Below are 14,336 nucleotides of genomic sequence, written 5' to 3'. Positions count from 1 at the left end.
ACATGCCGTTCGACGTGATCGTGCTGGGCAGTGCCAGCCCCTACCCGCGCCCCGGCGAGCCGTGCTCGGGGTACCTCGTGCGCAGCGCGGGCGCGACGCTCTGGCTGGACGCCGGGCCCGGCACCCTGGCCGCGCTGCAGGAGCACACCACCCTCACCGACGTCGACGCGATCTGGATCTCGCACCTGCACGCGGACCACGTCGCCGACCTGCTGCCGGCGGTGTACGCGCTGCTGTTCGCCGACCTCCGTCCGGCGCGGCCGGTCCCGCTGTACGGCCCGCCGGGCATCGCGGCCCGGCTCGGCGCGTTCCTGACGAACACCGCGGCGGCGCCGATCGGCGAGGCGTTCGAGGTGCACGAACTGCACGACGGTCACTTCGCCGAGGCCGGCGGGCTGACACTGGCGACCACCGCGGTGGAGCACGGCTTCCCGGCGTTCGGCGTCCGCGTGACCGACGGCGACCGGGTGCTGGCGTACTCCGGCGACACCGGCCCGTGCGCCGCGCTCACCGAACTGGCCAACGGCGCCGACCTGTTCCTCTGCGAGGCGGACGGGCCGGAGCCGTCGACGGTGCACCTGACGCCGGAGGACGCCGCCCGGGCCGCGCACAGCTCAGGGCGGCTCGCGCTGACCCACCTCGGGCCGTTCCTCGGCGCCGCCGACGCCGTCGAGCGCGCCTCGGCCGTCCACACGGGACAGGTCGAGGTCGCGACACCCGGCGCGGTGTTCGCGGTCTAGAGCACGCCCTTCGTGGAGGGGATGCCGCCCGCGCGCGGGTCCGGCTCCGTCGCCGCGCGCAGGGCACGCGCCACCGCCTTGTACTCCGCCTCCGCGATGTGGTGCGGGTCGCGGCCGTGGATGACGCGGACGTGCAGCGCGATCTGGGCGTGGAACGCCAGCGAGTCGAACACGTGGCGGGTCAGCACGAACGGGTAGTTGCCGCCGATCGTAAAAGTGTTGAACTGCTCCGGCTCGCCCACGTGCACGCAGTACGGCCGGCCCGAGACGTCGATCGCCGCGTGGGCCAGGGTTTCGTCCATCGGGATCCAGGCGTCGCCGAAACGGCGGATGCCGCTCTTGTCGCCCAGCGCCTGGCGGATCGCCTGGCCGAGCACGATCGCCGTGTCCTCGACCGTGTGGTGGGCGTCGATGTGGACGTCACCGGTCGCTTCGACCTTGAGGTCCAGCGAGCCGTGCACGCCGAACGCCGTCAGCATGTGGTCGTAGAACGGGACACCGGTCGAGATCTCCACCTCGCCCGTGCCGTCGAGGTCCAGCTGCACGGAGATCGAGGACTCCTTGGTGGTCCGTTCGACCTTGCCGATGCGGGTCATCGTGATACTTCCTTACTCGCCTCGAGGAAGGCGTCGTTCTCCTCCGGGGTGCCGATGCTGACGCGCAGGTGCCCGGGGATGCCCGGGTCCCGGATCAGCACGCCGGCGTCCAAATAGGACTTCCACGCGGTCTCCGGTGAAGCGAACCGTCCGAAGAGGACGAAGTTCGAGTCGCTCGGCACCGGGTCGAAACCCAGTCCCGCCAACGCCTCCACGACGCGGTCGCGTTCCGCGGCCAGCTTGTGCACGGTGCCCAGCGTCGCGTCCGCGTGGCGCAACGCCGCGCGCGCGGCCGCCTGGGTCAGCCGCGAGAGGTGGTACGGCAGGCGCACCAGCAGCAGCGCGTCGACGACCGCGGGGGCCGCCGCCAGGTAGCCGAGGCGGCCGCCGGCGAAGGCGAACGCCTTGCTCATGGTGCGCGACACGATCAGCCGTGCCGGGTAGTCGGCCAGCAGCTCGACCGCGCTGGGCTGCGACGAGAACTCCGCGTACGCCTCGTCGACGACGACGATCCCGGTGGCCGCGTCCAGCACCACGCGCAGCTCGTCGAGCGGAATCGAACCGCCGGTCGGATTGTTCGGGCTGGTGACGAACACGATGTCCGGCCGCTTCTCCCGGATCACCGACGCCGCCGCGACCGTGTCGAGCGTGAAGTCGGCGCGGCGCGGCGCCGGGAGCCACTCGGTGCGCGTGCCCGACGCGATGATCGGGTGCATCGAGTACGACGGCTCGAAGCCGAGCGCGCTGCGCCCGGGACCGCCGAAGGCCTGCAGGATCTGCTGCAGCACCTCGTTGGACCCGTTGGCGGCCCAGACGTTCTCCTCGGTGAGCACGACCCGCGTCGACACGCTCAGGTAGTCGGCCAGGTCGTGACGCAGCTCGAGGGCGTCGCGGTCCGGGTAGCGGTGCAGCTCGGCGGCCTCGACGCGGACGGCCTCGGCGACGTCCGCGACCAGCTCGGGCGGCGGCGGGTACGGGTTCTCGTTGGTGTTGAGCCGGACCGGGACGTCCAGCTGCGGCGCGCCGTAGGGCGACTTGCCGCGCAGGTCTTCGCGCAGCGGCAGCTCGTCCAGCGTGATCTCGTCGCCGATGGTCATCGGGCCTCCCCCGCGAATCGGGCCGTGACGGCTTCGCCGTGCGCCGGCAGGTCCTCGGCGTTGGCCAGCGCGACGACGCGGCCGGCGACCTCGCGCAGGGCGTCCTCGGAGTAGTCCACGACGTGGATGCCCTTGAGGAAGCTCTGCACGGACAGGCCCGAGGAGTGGCGGGCGAACCCGCCGGTGGGCAGCACGTGGTTGGAGCCGGCGCAGTAGTCGCCGAGCGACACCGGGGCGTACGCGCCGACGAAGATCGCGCCGGCGTTGCGGACGCGGGCGGCGACCGCGCGCGCGTCGGCCGTCTGGATCTCGAGGTGCTCGGCGGCGTAGGCGTCGACCACGGTCAGGCCGTCATCCACAGTGGACACCAGGATGACGCCGGACTGCTTGCCGCCCAAGGCTTCGGTGACGCGCTCGGTGTGCTTGGTCGCCGAGACGCGCCCCACCAGCTCCTTGTCGACGGCGTCGGCCAGCTCCGGCGACGTCGTCACCAGGACGCTCGCGGCGAGGGGGTCGTGCTCGGCCTGGCTGATCAGGTCGGCGGCGACGTGCACCGGGTCGGCCGTCTCGTCGGCGAGGATGGCGATCTCGGTCGGGCCGGCCTCGGAGTCGATGCCGATCAGGCCGCGCAGCATGCGCTTCGCCGCGGTCAGGTAGATGTTGCCCGGCCCGGTGACGACGTCGACCGGGGTCAGCTCGGTGCCGTCGGTGTCCGTGCCGCCGTAGGCCAGCAGCGCGACGGCCTGCGCGCCGCCGACCGCCCACACCTCGTCGACGCCGAGCAGCTCGGCCGCGGCGAGGATGGTCGGGTGCGGCAGGCCGGCGAACCCGGCCTGCGGCGGCGAGCAGACGACCAGCGAGCCGACGCCGGCGATCTGCGCCGGGACGACGTTCATCACCACGGTCGACGGGTACACCGCGAGCCCGCCCGGCGCGTACAGCCCGACGCGCTCCACCGGGACCCACTTCTCGGTGACCGTGCCGCCGTCGACGACCGTGGTCGTGACGTCGGTGCGGCGCTGCCCGTCGTGCACCTTGCGGGCGCGGGTGATCGACTCCTCCAGCGCGGCGCGCACGGCCGGGTCGAGCTGGGCGAGGGCCTGGGTGAGCCGCTCCCGCGGCACGCGCACGCTCACCGGCCGGACCTTGTCGAACTTCTCGGTGTACTCCAGGACGGCTTCGACACCGCGATCGCGGACCGCCTCGACCACCGGCCGCACCTGATGCAGCGCCGCGTCCACGTCGTATTCGGCACGCGGGAGGGTGGCGCGCAGTTCGGCGGCGGTCGGGACCTGCCCACGCAGGTCGGTGCGGTTCAGCATGCCCACCAGGGTACGAGGTCACGATCCCGGCCCGTTCGGCGATACTCCCCGGTGACGGCGGATCCCAGCATGCAGGAGGCCACGGTGGCGCGAATCGCGTTGTGCCAGCTCACCTCGGGTGACGACCCGGAAGCGAACCTGAAGCTGGTTCGCTCGGGCGTCGAAGCGGCGGTCTCCGGCGGCGCCCGGATCGTCGTGTTCCCGGAGGCGACGATGGCGCGCTTCGGCCGGCCCCTGGACGCGGTCGCCGAGCCGCTGGACGGGCCGTGGGCGTCGGCGGTCGCCGCGGTGGCGGCCGAGCACGACGTGGTGATCGTCGCCGGGATGTTCACCCCGGCGGACGGGCGGGTGCGCAACACGCTGCTGGTCACCGGCGGCGGGCACCACCGCGGCTACGACAAGATCCACCTCTACGACGCGTTCGGCTTCGCCGAGTCCGACACGGTGGCGCCGGGTGCCACCTTGACGACGTTCGAGTTCGAAGGCGTCGTCTACGGCGTCGCGACGTGCTACGACGTGCGGTTCCCGGAGCTGTTCCGGGCGCTGGCCGACGACGGCGCCGACGTCGTGCTGCTGCCGGCGTCGTGGGGCGCGGGCGAGGGCAAGCGCGAGCAGTGGGAAGTCCTGGTGCGGGCCCGCGCGCTGGACTCGGGCTGCTGGGTCCTGGCGTGCGGCCAGGCCGACCCGGCGGCGACGGGCGTCACGGTGAACCCGAAGGCGCCGACGGGCATCGGGTACTCACTGGCGTCCGACGGCTTCGGCCGGGTGCACGCGTCCGCCGGGCCAGGTATGGAGACCCTGGTGGTGGACATGGACCCGGCGGTTTCCGCGCGAGCCCGGACCGCCACCGGCGCCCTGGCCAACCGCCGAATTTGAACCGCAAAGCGTCACTTTCGTAGGGAAAGATACGTCCAAGGGCCCTTCAGACGCATCTTTCCCTATGAAAGTGACGGCTTGGGCGTCAGCGGAGCAGGCCTTCGCGGATCGCTACCCGGACGAAGCCCGCGCGGCGGCGTTCGCCCGTCTTGTCGCGGATGCGGTCCAGGTAGGAGCGGACCGTACGGACGCTGATGTTGAGGATCTCCGCGACGTCGACGTCGCGCTCGCCCGCCGCCACCAGGCGCAGCACCTGCTTCTCGCGCTCCGACAGCACTATCTTCGGCCCGGCGTGCCGCTCCTCGCTGTCCTGGATGATCATCCCGGCCAGCGTCGGCGACACGTAGGCGTTGTCGTCGGCGATCGTGCGGATGGCGCGCAGCAGCTCGTCGCCGTCGACGTCCTTCGACAGGAAGCCCTTCGCGCCCGCTTGCATCGCGCCCAGGACCTCGGGCTGCTCCGCGTGGGCGGACACCACCAGCACCTTGTGCCCCATGTGCCCCACCTCCAGGACCGCGGCCGCGTCCTGGACGCCGCGCAGCTTGAGGTCGAGGACGACGACGCTGCCCGCCGGCTGGTCCTGCACCGCGAAGCGGGCCACCGAGTCGGCGACCGCGCCCAGCTCGATGTCCGGGGCCTCGGTGAGCACGCGGGTCAGCGCGTACCGGTAGAGCGGGTGGTCCTCGATCACGCCGACGCGGATGCGCCGCGGGGCCGGGGTCTGCTCGCCGGAGTCGCTCACTTGCGACCACCACGCCGCGGGCCCGACCCGCCGATGAGACCGCGCCGGATGGCTTCCTTGACCAGCCCCGGCCGTCGGCGTTCGCCCGTCTTGTCGCGGATCCGGTCGAGGTAACCGCGCACCGTGCGGACGCCGATGCCGAGGATCAGGGCGATGTCGACGTCCCGCTCCCCCGCCGCGACCAGCCGCAGCACCTGTTCCTCACGCGGTGACAGCTCGACCTCCGCCGCGGTTACCGGGCGGTCGGCGTTGTCCTTGATGATCATCCCGGCGACCACCGCCGAGACGTACGCGCCGCCGTCGGCGACCGTCTTGATCGCGATCAGCAGCTCGTCGGCGTCGACGTCCTTCGACAGGAAGCCGCGCGCGCCGGCCGCGATCGCGCCGAGCACGACGTCCGGTTCCGCCTGGGCGGACACGACGAGCACGTGGTGCCCCAGCTCGCAGACCTCCAGCACGGCCGCCGCGCCCGCGACGCCCGGGAGGCCGAGGTCGAGCAGCACCACGCTGCCCGGCGGCTGCCGGTGGACGTGGAAGCGCGCGACCGAGTCGACCACCGCGCCGAGCTCGACGAAGTCGGCCTCGGCCAGCACGCGCTCCACGGAAACGCGGTACAGCGGGTGGTCCTCGACGACCGCGACCCGGATCTTGCCCATCGCGGCCAGTGCGTCTTCGGTCGAGCGCTCTTCTGTCATGTGCACGACTTTCACCCCGTTCCACCCGACGGGGCCGGCCGGCCGGCGGTGACCGGATCCAGCGCGGGGCCCGTCGGCACCAATGCGAGCAAACTACCTGCGATCGACTGGCGGGCCACTCCTCCGTACCCCAGCGAGGCCAGCGCCTGTGTGTTCACCACCGGATACTTCAAGCCCGTGTCGGTCACCAAGTACGTCGTCGCCGAACCCGCTTCGACGACCACCGCACCTCCCGACGGCGGCACGAACACCTCGTCCGCCACCCGTGCTTCGGAGCGGGTCGCGACCTGGATGGCCCGGGATCCGGCGGGCAGCGGAAGTTCGGCCGAAACGAGCAACCGGTTCCCCTGACTGCACAGGGTCACCGAGTTCCCGGTGATCGGCGCCTTGCCGGGGATGCGGTCCGGGAAGGCGGCTGGGTCGGCGCCGCCGGCGCGGGGCGCGGCGAGCTTCGGCGCCCCGGCGACGTCGGCGGCGCGCACCTGGACCGGCGCCGGAGTGCCGGCGTAGGCCGCCGCGTTGGCCTCGGTCGTCACCAGCAGGCTCGCCTCGGTCTGCCCGACCGGCTCGAGCCCGTCCGCGCGGACCAGGTAGTACGACGTCGCGGTGCCGGGCGCGGCCATCGCGTCGACCACGGAAAGCACTTCGCCGACGCGCGTGTCGCGGCCGCCGACGGCAGGCCCGCGGCCGCCGGCGCCGTCGACCGGCAGCGCGGTAAGGTCCCGTCCGGAGGCGACGGTGTCGATCCAGCGGGCGGACACCGCGATCGTCGGGTAGCTGTCAAACTGCAGCGCGGTCGCGGCCTCGTCGCCGAGCTTGTAGCGGCGGCCGCCGGCGAGCAGGAACTTCTCGCCCTGCGGCAGCCGGACGATGACGCCCTGGTCACGCGGCAGTTCGACGCCGGACGCGGGCGCGGCGAGCAGGACGGCGGTGCGCGGCTCGGCCGACGCGGGCGCGTCCTGGGTGGTCCGGCTGCAGCTCGTCCAGGGCGCGGTGACCAGCGCCGGCGCCGCGGGCAGCGAGTCGGGGGCGCCGGCGATGCCGATCTGGGCGCCGCGCCCGGCCTTGCCGAGGTTCTCCGAGGACACCGAAACGGTCGCGTCGCCGTTGCCGCCGGCCAGCAGCCGGGCGGAGGCGTAGTTGAGGACCGGGTGCAGCACGCCGTCGGCACCGAGGACGAACCGCGCGCCGGTGCCCTCTTCGACGATCACCTTGCCGCCGGCCAGCCAGTCCTTGCCGCCGGAGGGGTTCAGCAGGCCGATGATGCCGAAGACGGCGGTGACGAGCAGGGCGGCGACGAGGCCCAGGACGGTGCCGAGCACGAGGCGGCGGCTGGGCGAGACGGGGTGGTTGGCGTCGGCGGCGACGAGCGCGGAGACCAGCCTGCGGCGGAGGAACTGGTACGCCTGGATCTGGTCCCGCTGCGTCCACACGCTGCTGCGCCCCCGGTGTGTGCGTACCGACCCTCCGAGCGGTTGATGCTAAGCACCCGATCCGGACACGGCGAGGGTAATTTTTACGCCCACGCCGTATCTGGGGAGGTACTAGCGTCCCGGACCGGGGAAAGGGGAACCTGTGTCCGTCGGAACCGCTGAATCCGCCGTCCGCCCGGCGCCGCCGCGACCCGCTCGCGCGCCGCTGCCCTGGCTGCTGCCGATCCGGCCGCTGCAGGCCGCGGTGTGGGAGATCGCGGCCATCGCCGCGCTGCTCGCGTGGACCGTCGGCGGCCTCGCGCAGCCCGTCCGGATCGGCGTCAGCGCCGCCGCCGGGCTGGTGGTACTGCTGACGTCGGTGCGGTTCGCCGGGCGGCACCCGGCCGGCTGGACGCTGACGTGGATCGCCTACCGGCTGCGGCGCCACGACACCCGCCAAGACAGCGCCTTCGCGGGGGCCGGCCCCCGCACCCCACGCCGGGGGGCTTCGCCACCCCGGACCCCCCGCACCGCCGGCAGTCCGGACCCCCTGATGCGCGTCGCCGGGCCGGTGAAGGTGCGCCAGCACGTCGACCGCGCGGGCAACCGCTTCGGCGTCGCCGAGGTCGACGGCGGGTGGAGCGCGCTGGTGCGCCTCACGCCCGGGTCGGGCTCGCCCTCGTCCGCGGCGCTGGTGGACATCCTGCGCGCGGCCTACCGCCGCACCGACGTCCCGCTGGCGTCGGCGCAGCTGCTGACGTGGGCCGTCCCGCGCGGCGACCAGGTACTGCGCGTGCGCTGGCTGGCCGTGCGCTACCGCCCGGACCTCGCGCCGATCGCGGCGCTGGCCCGCGGCGGCGGCGATCTGGGTGCGTTGCGCAGCACGGCGTCGGCGGCGCTGAGCCTGATGGGCGAGCTGGCCGAGGCCGGCTACCCGAGCACGGTGCTGGAGGCGGGCGAGCTGGGCCAGGAGCTGCGGGTGGCGCTGGGCGTCCAGGGTCCGTCCGCCGCGCAGGCCGACCACTGGCGAGCGTGGACGTGGGGCGACGCGAGCCAGATGTGCTTCATGCCGCGTTCGGTGCGGACGCTGGACGTCTCGGTCCCGGAGGCGGCCTTCACGGCGACGTCGTACACGCTGCGGCGCACGGCGGCGGGCAAGGAACACGAGGAGCTGACGATCCGGGTGGGCGGCCGTCCCGGCAAGCCGGTGCCGTCACCGGGCCACTCGGCCGTCCCGCTGCACGGCCGGCACGGCGCCGGAGTCCGCCGAACGCTCCCGCTGGCCTTGGATTCCTGAAAGCCGTGAATGGCACATCGAGGGACCCTGAGTCCCTCGATGTGCCATTCACGGCTTGGGACCAGCGTCAGCCGCGGACGGCTTCGTAGACTCCCGCGATCATGCCGACGAACGGGACCAGCGAGAGCAGCACCAGGAACTCCGAGACGTCCAGCAGCCGGGACCAGTACGGCGATCGCAGGCCGCGGGCGACTCGCGTGGCGTAGGCCAGGCAGATCGCCGCGGCGAGGACCACCGCGCAGCCCGTCGCGAAGATCGCCGTGCGGTTGCCCGAGGCCACCAGCCAGGCGCCCGCGACGACCAGGCTCGTGATGCCGAAACCCACCAGCACCAGGCGTTGCGTCTTCCCCGCGTACGACCGCGACCGCAGGATCCACGCCAGGCCCAGCACCGCCGCCAGCCCGGCGTCCCACGGGCCGCCCGTCGCCAGGACCACCGTCGAGAACAGGACCACCAGGCCCAGCGCCACCAGCAGGCCCGTCAAGACGGCCTGGGCGCGGGACGTCCGGCCGAACATCTCGTCGCCCAGTGACGGCTGTTCGTCGGCGCGGAACGCTTCCATGTCCTCCGGCACCCGCGGCAGCGGGAGCCGCGCCAGGCGCAGCGCCAGCATCGGGGCCACCGCGGCCAGCGCCGTGGCGAGCACCGCGGCCACCGCCGCGGCCGCCACCGGAGTGGTGCCGGCCAGCAGCACGACTCCGGTCGTCACCGCGCCGAAGCCGGCCGCGACCGTGATCGCGACGAACCACGGCAGCCGGTCGGCGACCGAGACCGCCGCGAGCACGCCGTAGATCGTCACGGCGGCGAACCCGGCGGCCAGCGGGCCCGCCGACAGCGAGAACAGCGGGTGCGGCGGCAGCACGGACATCCCGGCCAGCAGCGCGACGCCGACCCCGGCGAGCGACCCGGCCGCGCCGGCCTCGGCATCGCCGTACGCGCGGCTCAGCGCGCCGCCGCCCAAGAGCAGCACCAGCGCCAGCAGCCCGGTACCGATCGGGGCCAGGACGCTGCCGGACGCCGCGGCCTGCACCAGCAGCCCGCCCGCGAGCAGCAGCACGACCGCGGCCACCAGCCCGGACCGCCGCGCGACCGACGGGCCCCAGCCGCCGTTCGAGTCGGCGACGCTGGCGATCGAATCGATGACGTCGTCGAACAGCAGCGGACCCCGCGGGCGTTCCCGCGGGGTCAGGTGGAGGACTTCGCCGTCGCGGATCTGGGCCGCGGCGACGCTCAGGCCGAGTGCGAGTGGCGCCCCGCCGAGCCGGGAGAGCACCCAGCCGGGGTGGTCCGCGGACGCCTGCCCGGCGGCTCCGGCCAGCCGCACCAGCTGTGGCACCAATTCGGCGAACGTCGATTGCTGCGGCAGCGCGACGTCCACCCGGGCTCGCGGCGTGACCACGGTGACCCGGCGGGTTGTCCCCGTGATTGCGGCGGCGGTCATCGTGGCGCCTCCGCGGGAAAAAACACGTCGGCGGTCATCAGATGTTCTTGGCGGCCGAGATGACCGGGGCGAACTTCGCGTTCGACGCCTCGGCGAGCTTCGTGAGCCCGGCGTTCACCGCCTCCAGCACGATCTCCGAGAGGTTACGGGCGTCGTACTCGCGGATCGCGCGGGGGTCGATGTCGATCGAGGTGAACCGGCCGTCGCCGCGGAGGGTGACGGTGACCTCGTTCTGCCGCGAGTGCGCCTTGACCTCCATCGCCTCGACCGTGCGCTGGATCCGCTGGACCTCTTCGGTCTGCTTGCGCACCTGCGCCAGCAGTTCGTCCATGTCCGGCACCGCGTACGGATCGGTCACTGTTGTCTCCCTTCGTGCTGGCGGACGTGGACGCTGCCGACGAACCGCTGGAAACCGGGTGAGAGCGCCCGTGCGGTCGCGGGCGCGGCCGTGCAGGCAAGCTCGAGCACCAGCCGCTGCTCCGGCGTGGCGCCGGGGACGGTCAGGTGCACCTGGGTCTGGATCAGCTCGGTGCCCTCGCCGGTGCGCAGGCGCAGCAGCTGCATGACACCGGGCGCGGCCGGGGCGCCGACGTCCCGGTGGCTGAGGACGTCGAGCCCGGCCGAACTGAGAGACAGGCGTTCGACGGCTTCGGCGGCGATGTCGTCGATCGACTTCGCGTCGGGCCGCTGCTGCACGCTCACCGTGATGTTCGGGACGAACTCACCGGCCGGCGCGTCGTGCACGGCGACGAACACCGCGCCGGAGTCGCCGGGGTCGACGGCCGTCCAGCCGTCGGGGATCACGAAGTCCAGGGGAAGAGTCACCACGCCCCCACCGACGAAACCGCGTCGTCCCAAGCGGAACCGACGGCGTTGGCGGCGTCGTGCGCCGCGGTGCCGACGTAGTCGGCGGCCGCGCCGCCGTACTCGCTGATCGTGTGGCCGACCTTCGGCAGGTCGATATCGATCTTCGCGCCGACGCCGGCGCCGAAGCCGAGCGCGGCGCCCGCCTTGAAGTTGACCTTGAGGTGGCCGGCGTCGTAGACGGCCTGGGCGTCGAGCTGCGCGCCGATGCCGTACTGCAGCGTGCCGTTCGCGCCGACGCCGATGCCGGCGACGTCCGCGGCGACCTCGCCCTCGACCTTGCCGCCGACGAAGACGTTCGCGTGCGCGCCGACGCCGTGCGCGCCGAGGGTGCCGGACGCGCTGGCCTCGCCGCCCGCGAACAGCGTGCCCTTGGCGTGCGCCGAGGAGACGCCCCAGTCGCCCTTGAGCTCGCCCTCTTCCTTCACCGCGGCCAGCTCGGTGTGCCCGGACGCGCCGACGTCCCAGCCCTTCGACGTGATCTTCCCGTCGTACTCCGGGGTGAGCCCGTCCTGGTCCTGCTTGAACTTGTAGTAGGTGATCTCGGTGTTGTTGCCCAGCTTGTCCTTGAGCCCCTCGGGCTTCGGCTGCCCGAACGGCGTGTCCGCCTTCTTCGGCGCGCGCGTGCCCTCCAGGCCGTCCCAGGTGAGCTTCTTCCAGCCCGAGTTCTTGAACCACGACGGCGCGTCGCGCGGCCGCTTGCGCCCGTCGAGCGGGCTGCCGTTGAGCCAGCCCAGCGGGCCCGCGGTCTTCTTGCCCAGCTTGTACTCCAGCCGCTGGGTGCCCTCGGGCGGGAACAGCTCGGCGAGCGCGTCGGAGAACTCGTCGACGACCTGGCGCGCCGCCTGGACGCTCTGCTCGCCGAGCTGGCGGGCGGCCTGGATGAACGCGCCGACCGAGGCCGAGTTCACCGCGCGGGCCTGCGCGGTCAGCTGCTGGGCGTACTGGTCGAACTGCGCGAGCACCGAGTCGACGGCGGCCTTCGCGGACTGCACGAGCTGCGCCGCCGTGCTGAGCCGTTTCGCCTGGTCGTCGAGCTTCGTGGCGGCGTCGGTCAGCTCCCCGCCCAGTTTCTGCGCCGCGGTGGCGAACGCGGTGTAGGCGTCACCGTCCCAGTCCGCGTGCAGCGTCTTCGCGGACTCGTCGATCTCCTTGGCCTTGCCCGAAACCGTCGAGGCCTGGGTGGCGACCCGCTGCGACGCCGCGCTCAGCGCGCCCGGGTCACCCGTGACGCGCCGCTGGCACTCGACGAGGACCTGCCGGTACCCGGACAGCACGGAGCTGACCACGCCCGACGCGTCGACGACCCCCGAGCCCCACATCGGCTAGTTCCCCGCCGCGTCGTAGCCGACGTGCTGGCTGAAGTGCTTTCCGTTGTAGTCCAGGTTGATGTCGACGTCGAAGTCCTGCCCGCCCGGAGCCTCCACAGTGGACTCCCCGGTGGTGAGGTTGGTGTGGATGACGACTTCGTTCGCGCCGCCGATCGCGCCGGAGCCGCCGGTGACCGGGGCGGGCTGGGTGACGGGCTGGGTGACCGGCGCCGGCTGGGTCGGCACGGTCGCGCCGTGCTGGGCCGGGTCCACCGCGATCCAGCTGTTCGACGGGTCGAGCGGGGTGCCGTTGGCCGTCACCGGCGTCGTTGCCCCGGTCGCTCCGGTGCTGGAACCGCCGCCGGTGGCGAGCGCGGGCGGGGTGTAGTCGGTGAACGAAGGCTGCTGCGGGATCCCCCCGCCGCTCCCGCCCGCCACCGCCTGCTGCCCGGCTGGGCTCGCCACCGACGACGGGGCCTGCGGGGCCGTGACCGGGGTGGTCCCGGCCGACGGCGTCGTCGCTCCCGCGGTTGGAGTGTCGTGGTGGAACAGCTTCTCGATCTCCCCGATGACCGTCGCCAGCTGGGTGATCTGCTGGGCGAGGTCGGTCGCGCCGAGCGCCTTGAGCAGCGCGCCGATCGACGTGATGAAGGCCCGCAGCGACGCGCTCGTCCCGGTCGACAAAGCGACCGCCGCGCCGTAGGTCCACGGGTTCGACATCAGCGAGGCGACCGTCGGGTTCACCGCGGCGACGACCGCGCGGTAGGCCTCCTGCGCGGTCTTGATCAGCGTGCCGGAGATGCCGAGCAGCTCGGCGCCCTTCTGGACCACGCCGATGATCTTGGTGAGCTGGTCGAGGGAGTCGGTGATCTTCTTCAGCGCCGACTCGCTCGCCGCGCCCGACCAGATCTTGCCGAGCTGGTCGGCGGCCTTGGACAGCTCGGTGTACATGCTCAGGAACTGCTCGGCCTTCTTGACCAGGTCGAGCACGTGCTGGGCGATCTGCTCCGGCTGGCCGGTGACGATCTGCGGCAGGATGGTGATCGGCCCGCCCGAGGACGCGGTCGCGTCCATCGCGCTGGAGTTCGGGAAAGTCAGCATCGGACGACCTCACAAAGTCTCATCGGGCGGGAAACACAGCTCAGACGACGGAAGCGGGCCGGTACACACTGACTTTCGCCAGTCCGCTGATGCGGGCGTCGAGGAGCCCGTGGTTGTACAGGCGGCCGCCGTCGCCGGCGACGCCGATGACCGGCTGGCGGTCGGAGAACAGCAGCGGTTCGACCACCACGACGTCCCCGCTGTGCACGCCGCCGGGGACGTCGGAGAACGTGCGGGCGGTCCCCGCGTAGACCTCGATCAGCCCCATCCGCGCCTGGTTGTCGGCGTCGCCGGCGAGCCAGTCGTTGAAGTCGGCGACCCCGTGGAAGCGGGTGTCGGTGATCGGGTGGTCGCCGAGCTTGCCGAGGTCCGCGTCGCCGAGGTAGCGCAGGACGTTGCCGACCGACGACGGCTCGCCGTGGGCGCCCGCGCTGTCGTTGATCGCCAGTGTGGCGAGCTCGGAAGCGTGCGAGTTCCCCCAGATCGACGCGGGGGGTGTCGCCCCGCCGGTCGCGGTGCCGCCGCCGTAGCCGGTGGCGACGTCCTGGTCCGCCGCCTGGTAGGCGTCGGCGCTGGCCTTGACGAGCCCGTTGATCTGCTGCAACAGCTGCAGGAGCGTGCGGACCGCGGTGATCTGGCCGGAGTGCAGGGCGGCGTTGGCGGCGGCGACCGCGCTGCCGAACGTCGCGAACGACGTCGGCTGCACGACCAGGCGTTCCAGATCGGCCACGGCGTTGATGCCGTGGGCGATGATGCCACCGACGTTGCCCACGGCGGAGCGCATCGCCTCGGGCTCCGCCCGGTACTCGCCGGCCATGGCTCTCCTTCCGCGGATGGCTGCTC

The 14,336-nt window shown here is 72.9% G+C and carries 15 protein-coding genes; 3 read left to right on the top strand and 12 right to left on the bottom strand.

The window, feature by feature from the left end; all coding sequences use genetic code 11:
- Positions 1-2: 2 nt before the first annotated feature.
- Positions 3-740, top strand: a complete 738-nt coding sequence (locus ACLJQZ_RS11995) for an MBL fold metallo-hydrolase (protein ID WP_410620090.1) — start codon at positions 3-5, stop codon at positions 738-740.
- Here the strand turns inward: ACLJQZ_RS11995 and hisB are convergent.
- The 3 genes from hisB to hisD are packed head-to-tail and all read right to left on the bottom strand — an operon-like array spanning position 737 to position 3,755.
- Complete coding sequence (gene hisB / locus ACLJQZ_RS11990; protein ID WP_308675145.1) at positions 737-1,336, bottom strand: imidazoleglycerol-phosphate dehydratase HisB; 600 nt, start codon at positions 1,334-1,336, stop codon at positions 737-739. The two genes, ACLJQZ_RS11995 and hisB, sit on opposite strands and share 4 nt — an antisense overlap.
- Positions 1,333-2,433, bottom strand: coding sequence for a histidinol-phosphate transaminase (locus tag ACLJQZ_RS11985; RefSeq protein WP_410620089.1), 1,101 nt, complete (start codon positions 2,431-2,433; stop codon positions 1,333-1,335). The genes hisB and ACLJQZ_RS11985 overlap by 4 nt, the downstream gene beginning before the upstream one ends.
- Positions 2,430-3,755 carry a histidinol dehydrogenase gene (hisD, locus tag ACLJQZ_RS11980; RefSeq protein ID WP_410620088.1) on the bottom strand — a complete coding sequence of 442 codons (1,326 nt, stop codon included), beginning with the start codon at positions 3,753-3,755 and terminating at the stop codon, positions 2,430-2,432. The genes ACLJQZ_RS11985 and hisD overlap by 4 nt, the downstream gene beginning before the upstream one ends.
- A gap of 84 nt (positions 3,756-3,839) precedes the next feature.
- Here hisD and ACLJQZ_RS11975 point away from each other — a divergent pair, with 84 nt between their 5' ends.
- Complete coding sequence (locus ACLJQZ_RS11975) at positions 3,840-4,631, top strand: carbon-nitrogen hydrolase family protein (RefSeq protein ID WP_410620087.1); 792 nt, start codon at positions 3,840-3,842, stop codon at positions 4,629-4,631.
- 85 nt (positions 4,632-4,716) lie between these two features.
- Here the strand turns inward: ACLJQZ_RS11975 and ACLJQZ_RS11970 are convergent, their stop codons facing one another.
- From ACLJQZ_RS11970 to eccB, 3 genes are read right to left on the bottom strand one after another with little or no spacing between them, the layout of a single operon-like run.
- A complete protein-coding gene (locus tag ACLJQZ_RS11970; RefSeq protein WP_410620086.1) occupies positions 4,717-5,373 on the bottom strand; it encodes a response regulator in 657 nt (218 codons plus the stop codon).
- Positions 5,370-6,068: a response regulator transcription factor gene (locus tag ACLJQZ_RS11965; protein ID WP_247062827.1), complete on the bottom strand. Its 699-nt coding sequence runs from the start codon at positions 6,066-6,068 to the stop codon at positions 5,370-5,372. Before ACLJQZ_RS11965 ends, ACLJQZ_RS11970 begins: the two co-directional genes overlap by 4 nt.
- Before the next feature lie 11 nt (positions 6,069-6,079).
- Positions 6,080-7,501 (bottom strand): type VII secretion protein EccB, encoded by a 1,422-nt coding sequence (gene eccB / locus ACLJQZ_RS11960; protein WP_410620085.1) that lies wholly within the window; start codon positions 7,499-7,501, stop codon positions 6,080-6,082.
- A 142-nt stretch (positions 7,502-7,643) separates the two neighbouring features.
- Between eccB and ACLJQZ_RS11955 the strand changes: the two genes are divergently transcribed.
- Complete coding sequence (locus ACLJQZ_RS11955; protein WP_410620084.1) at positions 7,644-8,777, top strand: type VII secretion protein EccE; 1,134 nt, start codon at positions 7,644-7,646, stop codon at positions 8,775-8,777.
- A 67-nt stretch (positions 8,778-8,844) separates the two neighbouring features.
- Here ACLJQZ_RS11955 and eccD read toward each other — a convergent pair whose 3' ends face one another.
- From eccD to ACLJQZ_RS11925, 6 genes are read right to left on the bottom strand one after another with little or no spacing between them, the layout of a single operon-like run.
- Positions 8,845-10,218, bottom strand: a complete 1,374-nt coding sequence (eccD, locus tag ACLJQZ_RS11950; RefSeq protein ID WP_410620083.1) for a type VII secretion integral membrane protein EccD — start codon at positions 10,216-10,218, stop codon at positions 8,845-8,847.
- Positions 10,219-10,255: 37 nt separating this feature from the next.
- Positions 10,256-10,576, bottom strand: coding sequence for a YbaB/EbfC family nucleoid-associated protein (locus ACLJQZ_RS11945; protein WP_247062813.1), 321 nt, complete (start codon positions 10,574-10,576; stop codon positions 10,256-10,258).
- A complete protein-coding gene (locus ACLJQZ_RS11940; protein WP_326947367.1) occupies positions 10,573-11,046 on the bottom strand; it encodes a hypothetical protein in 474 nt (157 codons plus the stop codon). Before ACLJQZ_RS11940 ends, ACLJQZ_RS11945 begins: the two co-directional genes overlap by 4 nt.
- The gene (locus ACLJQZ_RS11935) at positions 11,040-12,404 is read right to left on the bottom strand and encodes a WXG100 family type VII secretion target (protein WP_410620082.1); all 1,365 of its coding nucleotides are present in this window, start codon (positions 12,402-12,404) and stop codon (positions 11,040-11,042) included. Before ACLJQZ_RS11935 ends, ACLJQZ_RS11940 begins: the two co-directional genes overlap by 7 nt.
- Positions 12,405-12,407: 3 nt before the next feature.
- Positions 12,408-13,493 (bottom strand): hypothetical protein, encoded by a 1,086-nt coding sequence (locus tag ACLJQZ_RS11930; RefSeq protein WP_410620081.1) that lies wholly within the window; start codon positions 13,491-13,493, stop codon positions 12,408-12,410.
- 40 nt (positions 13,494-13,533) lie between these two features.
- Positions 13,534-14,310, bottom strand: a complete 777-nt coding sequence (locus tag ACLJQZ_RS11925; protein WP_326947363.1) for a WXG100 family type VII secretion target — start codon at positions 14,308-14,310, stop codon at positions 13,534-13,536.
- Positions 14,311-14,336 lie beyond the last annotated feature (26 nt).

The organism is Amycolatopsis sp. cmx-8-4, from assembly GCF_046548675.1.
Taxonomy (GTDB): domain Bacteria; phylum Actinomycetota; class Actinomycetes; order Mycobacteriales; family Pseudonocardiaceae; genus Amycolatopsis.
The sequence above is the reverse complement of the archived record's forward strand: the minus strand, read 5'-3'. Positions and strand labels throughout refer to the sequence as shown.

What these genes read in the sequence shown, in the direction of transcription:
- ACLJQZ_RS11995 (WP_410620090.1), top strand. Translation starts at nt 3, where the DNA reads ATGCCGTTCGACGTGATCGTGCTGGGCAGTGCCAGCCCCTACCCGCGC.
- hisB (WP_308675145.1), bottom strand. Translation starts at nt 1,336, where the DNA reads ATGACCCGCATCGGCAAGGTCGAACGGACCACCAAGGAGTCCTCGATC.
- ACLJQZ_RS11985 (WP_410620089.1), bottom strand. Translation starts at nt 2,433, where the DNA reads ATGACCATCGGCGACGAGATCACGCTGGACGAGCTGCCGCTGCGCGAA.
- ACLJQZ_RS11935 (WP_410620082.1), bottom strand. Translation starts at nt 12,404, where the DNA reads ATGTGGGGCTCGGGGGTCGTCGACGCGTCGGGCGTGGTCAGCTCCGTG.
- ACLJQZ_RS11925 (WP_326947363.1), bottom strand. Translation starts at nt 14,310, where the DNA reads ATGGCCGGCGAGTACCGGGCGGAGCCCGAGGCGATGCGCTCCGCCGTG.
- eccD (WP_410620083.1), bottom strand. Translation starts at nt 10,218, where the DNA reads ATGACCGCCGCCGCAATCACGGGGACAACCCGCCGGGTCACCGTGGTC.
- hisD (WP_410620088.1), bottom strand. Translation starts at nt 3,755, where the DNA reads ATGCTGAACCGCACCGACCTGCGTGGGCAGGTCCCGACCGCCGCCGAA.
- ACLJQZ_RS11930 (WP_410620081.1), bottom strand. Translation starts at nt 13,493, where the DNA reads ATGCTGACTTTCCCGAACTCCAGCGCGATGGACGCGACCGCGTCCTCG.
- ACLJQZ_RS11965 (WP_247062827.1), bottom strand. Translation starts at nt 6,068, where the DNA reads ATGACAGAAGAGCGCTCGACCGAAGACGCACTGGCCGCGATGGGCAAG.